Source organism: uncultured Mycobacterium sp. (genome assembly GCF_964249325.1).
GTDB lineage: Bacteria > Actinomycetota > Actinomycetes > Mycobacteriales > Mycobacteriaceae > Mycobacterium.
The window spans coordinates 1-3,848 of sequence record NZ_CAXUCH010000210.1 but is presented as its reverse complement, the minus strand read 5'-3'; the positions used below and the strand labels follow the sequence as shown (position 1 = coordinate 3,848).

Here is a 3,848-nt window from a genome sequence, read left to right as displayed (position 1 = left end):
GGGGGTTCGCGGAGATGGCCGAGCTGCGCGGAAACTCCCCCGACGCCGCCCGCCGCGCCGCCGCCGACGGCATCAAAACGCTTCGCAAGACATACCAGAAAGATGAAACAGCATGAGCACCAATGTTTTCAGCCATGACGCCGATGAGACCGCCACGTTGGCCCGGCTGCACACCCGACTCGAACGCAGCGCCGATGAACAGGGGCTGCTCGACGTGGCCTACCGCACTATCGACACGCCGGTCGGCGTGCTGCTGCTGGCGGCCACCGATAGCGGTTTGGTACGGGTCGCCTACGACGTGCAGGACCATGCCCAGGTGCTGGACGCGCTGGCCCGCTCGGTGAGTCCGCGGATTCTGCGGGTACCGGCTCGGCTGGACGCCGCCGCCCGCCAGATCGACGACTATTTCGCCAAGCGCCGCAAGCACTTTGAGCTTCCGCTGGATCTGCGGCTGGCAAGCGGCTTCCGCCGCGCCGTCATCGAACACCTACGCCGCATCGACTACGGGCAACGGGAAAGCTACGCCAGCGTGGCCGCCGCCGTGGGGAGCCCCCGCGCCGTCCGCGCCGTGGGCACCGCGTGTGCCCGCAATCCGCTGCCGATCGTGATTGGATGCCACCGCGTCCTGCGATCCGACGGCTCGACCGGCCAGTACGCCGGCGGAGAACAGGCCAAGTCCGCACTGCTGCGCCTGGAAGCCGGCTGAGCGTACGGCGATGTGGCGTAACCCGCGCGTACGCGGGATGCCCGTATGCGATCATTCCAACGTCGCTGAGGAGGAAAATGCGCCGCTGGCTGCTTGTCTTGGTTACCTTCGTCGCCGCGGCGGTCATCGCCGCTCCTCGCGCCGCAGCCGGCGACGCGCCCATCGGCCGACTCGGTGACACCTTGCGGGTCGACACCGGCAAAATCGTCGCCGACATCACCGTCAGCCGCGTCGAGCCGGTCGACCCACCGCCGGGCTTCGGTTATACCCGCAGCGGCGTTCCGATCAAGAGCTTTCCCAACAGCCAGGTCAATCGCGCTGACGTCACCATCTACACCATCAAGTCGCCCACCCCTTTCCAAATGGCGAGCGACTTCACCTTCGACGGAGTCACCCCGTTCGCCGACGCCTACACGTCGCGGGCATCTTATGCTCCCGACGCGCTGGACAGCGCGCTGTTGAACGCTGCCCCGGGCGCCACCGTGCACGGCGGCGTGTATTGGGACGCCTACCGCGATCCGGTATCCAATGTCGTGTTGCTGGACCGCAAGACGGGTGCGCACCTGGCGCAGTGGAACCTGTAGACGTTCGCGTCGCCGCCGCGGATTCGGTCGACATCGGCCAGCTGGCCGCGCTCGCCGCACGCACTTTTCCGCTGGCCTGCCCGCCGTCGGTGACGGCCGAAAGCATCGCGTCGTTCGTCGACGCCCACCTGTCTGTGGCGCGCTTCGCCGAGTATCTCGCCGATCCGCAGCGATTGATCCTCACTGCGAGGCAAGGCAATCGAATCCTGGGCTACGCCATGCTGGTTTGCGGCGTCAGCGACGACGCCGACGTGCAGCGCGCTGTGAGCATCCGCCCGGCGGTTGAGCTCTCCAAGATGTATGTGCTGCCGGACAATCACGGTATGGGCGTGTCCACGGCGTTGATGGACGCCGCATTAACCGGTGCCGCGCAATCCGGCGCCGGCTGCATGTGGCTGGGCGTGAATCAGAAAAACCTACGCGCGCAACGTTTTTACCGCAGGCATGGCTTTCACGTCGTCGGGACGAGGACGTTCCGGTTAGGTGCGCAACACGAGAACGACTACGTCATGGTTCGCCAGTTTCCACGTAGGCGTCCGCACTCAGCCCCAGCAGCCGTGACGTGGCCCGCAAATACTTCTTCCGAAAACCACCGGCCAGCATCTCCTGACTGAATATGCCCTCCAGTCAAGAACCCGAAGCTCACGTCGGCGAACGTGGGCGGGGGTTCAGCTGGGCATCAGCCGGCGCGGGCAGACACTCGGATTCCGATCCACCAGACGATTAACCCGGCCTGCGACGGGGCCGTGCATGCAGGCACTGTAGCGACGTGCTGCAATCAAGCTCATGTCCGACCCGGTAGCCGGCCAAGGCCCCGGCGCGCATCTGACGCTGTTGGGGTCGGTCCGCGCGGTCGAGGACGGGGAACTGCCGGAGTTCTACGGCTACCCCGCCGAACACCGTGGTATCTGGGTGCGGGCGAATTTCATCGCGAGCATCGACGGGGCCGCCACGCTCGAGGGCACCACCGGCGGGCTGGGCGGACCCGGCGACCGGGCGCTGTTCAACCTGCTGCGCGCACTCGCCGATGTGATCCTGGTGGGTGCGGGAACCGGGCGGGTCGAGGGCTACAGCGGCGCCCGGCTGACCGTGGCACAGCGCCAGCAGCGCCAGGGCCGCGGGCAAAGCGAAGTCCCGCAGTTGGCGATCGTCACACGCTCGGGTCGCCTGGACCGCGATATGCCGGTGTTCACCCGCACCGAGGTGCCGCCGCTGGTGCTGACCTGCACCTCGGCGGTCGACGAGACGCGGCAGCGCCTTGCCGAGGTAGCCGATGTCACCGATTGCTCGGGCGATGACCCTGGCCGGGTGGACGAGGCCGCGGTACTCGCCACGCTCGCGGAGCGTGACCTGTACCGGGTATTGACCGAGGGCGGTCCGACGCTGCTGAGCTCGTTCGTCGAGCGTGACCTGCTCGACGAGCTGTGTCTGACGATCGCGCCCTGCGTGGTCGGGGGTTTGGCTCCCCGCATTACGTCCGGCCCGGGACAGGTGCTCACCCGGATGCGCTGCGCGCATGTGCTGGCCGACGATTCGGGCTACCTCTACACCCGCTACGTGCGAGCTTGACGCGTGGCGGCTGGCTACTGTGGTCGGCATGAGTCGGCACGGCACGCCCGCCAGGGTCGTGGTCGCGGTGACGTTCGCGATGACCATGCTGCTGGCCGCCTGCGTTCCGGGCGTGGCCGCCAATCCGCGCTTCGCCACCAATTCCGGTGCCCGCCCGCAGGGCGCGGCCGCCACCACCGCGCGACCGGGCGGTCCGCCGCCGATACCCGCGCCCAAGAACGACTTGTCGTGGCACGACTGCACCGGGCGGGTGTTCGCCGACGCCGCGGTTCCCGCCGCACCTGGCGTCAAACTGGACTGCGCCAGCTATGACGCCGACCTTGACCCCGTCAACGGAGCAGCCGGAACGCTGAGCATCGGCGCGGTGCGCGCCCGCTCGGTGCAGACCCCGCAGGATGCCGGCCCGCTGGTCTTCACCACCGGATCCGACCTGCCGTCGTCGGTGCAGCTGCCGGTCTGGCTCTCGCGCGCGGGCGCCGACGTCCTGCGCAGCCACCCCATCGTCGCCGTCGACCGTCGCGGCATGGGGATGTCGAGCGCGGTGGACTGCCGTGATCAGTACGACCGCCAGGAGATGCGCGATCAGGCGCAGTTCGAGGCCGGCGACGACCCGGTGGCCAACCTCAGCGATATCTCCGACAAGGCGACCACTAGTTGCACTGACACCATCGCGCCCGGCGACTCGTCCTACGACAACGCGCACGCAGCTACCGATATCGAACGGCTACGCAGCATTTGGGACGTACCCGCACTGGCTTTGATCGGGATCGGCAACGGCGCCCAGGTGGCGCTGACCTACGCCGGATCGCACTCAGACAAGGTCGTCAGGTTGGTCCTCGACTCCCCGGTTGCATTGGGGGTGAGCGCCGAAGCCGCCGCCGAGCAGCAGGTGAAGGGTCAGCAGGCGGCTCTGGACGCATTCGCCGCCCAGTGCGCCGCGGTGAACTGCGCGCTGGGGCCAGACCCCAAAGGGGCGGTCAGCTCGTTGC

At 68.0% G+C, this 3,848-nt stretch carries 4 protein-coding genes and 3 pseudogenes (1 of these 7 running past the window's edge); 6 read left to right on the top strand and 1 reads right to left on the bottom strand.

The window, feature by feature from the left end; genetic code table 11:
• From ACFE99_RS20085 to ACFE99_RS20070, 4 genes and pseudogenes are all read left to right on the top strand, one after another.
• Positions 1-116 (top strand): annotated as a pseudogene (locus ACFE99_RS20085) (RNA polymerase sigma factor); it begins 436 nt to the left of the window's first position.
• Entirely contained in the window at positions 113-706 is a 594-nt protein-coding gene (locus ACFE99_RS20080; RefSeq protein WP_375488175.1) for a methylated-DNA--[protein]-cysteine S-methyltransferase, read from the top strand. The pseudogene ACFE99_RS20085 and the gene ACFE99_RS20080 overlap by 4 nt, the downstream one beginning before the upstream one ends.
• A gap of 77 nt (positions 707-783) precedes the next feature.
• A complete protein-coding gene (locus ACFE99_RS20075; protein WP_375488174.1) occupies positions 784-1,290 on the top strand; it encodes a hypothetical protein in 507 nt (168 codons plus the stop codon).
• A pseudogene (locus tag ACFE99_RS20070) lies at positions 1,278-1,808 on the top strand (GNAT family N-acetyltransferase); the annotation flags it as partial. The gene ACFE99_RS20075 and the pseudogene ACFE99_RS20070, both read left to right, overlap by 13 nt.
• On the opposite strand, the pseudogene ACFE99_RS20065 reads toward ACFE99_RS20070, so the two are convergent.
• Positions 1,798-1,917: pseudogene (locus ACFE99_RS20065) on the bottom strand (cell division protein ZapE); the annotation flags it as partial. The pseudogenes ACFE99_RS20070 and ACFE99_RS20065 sit on opposite strands and share 11 nt — an antisense overlap.
• A gap of 159 nt (positions 1,918-2,076) precedes the next feature.
• Here ACFE99_RS20065 and ACFE99_RS20060 point away from each other — a divergent pair.
• Complete coding sequence (locus ACFE99_RS20060; protein WP_375488173.1) at positions 2,077-2,859, top strand: pyrimidine reductase family protein; 783 nt, start codon at positions 2,077-2,079, stop codon at positions 2,857-2,859.
• A gap of 10 nt (positions 2,860-2,869) precedes the next feature.
• Positions 2,870-3,848 (top strand): alpha/beta fold hydrolase (locus ACFE99_RS20055; RefSeq protein ID WP_375488180.1); only part of this gene is annotated, 979 nt, incomplete at its 3' end.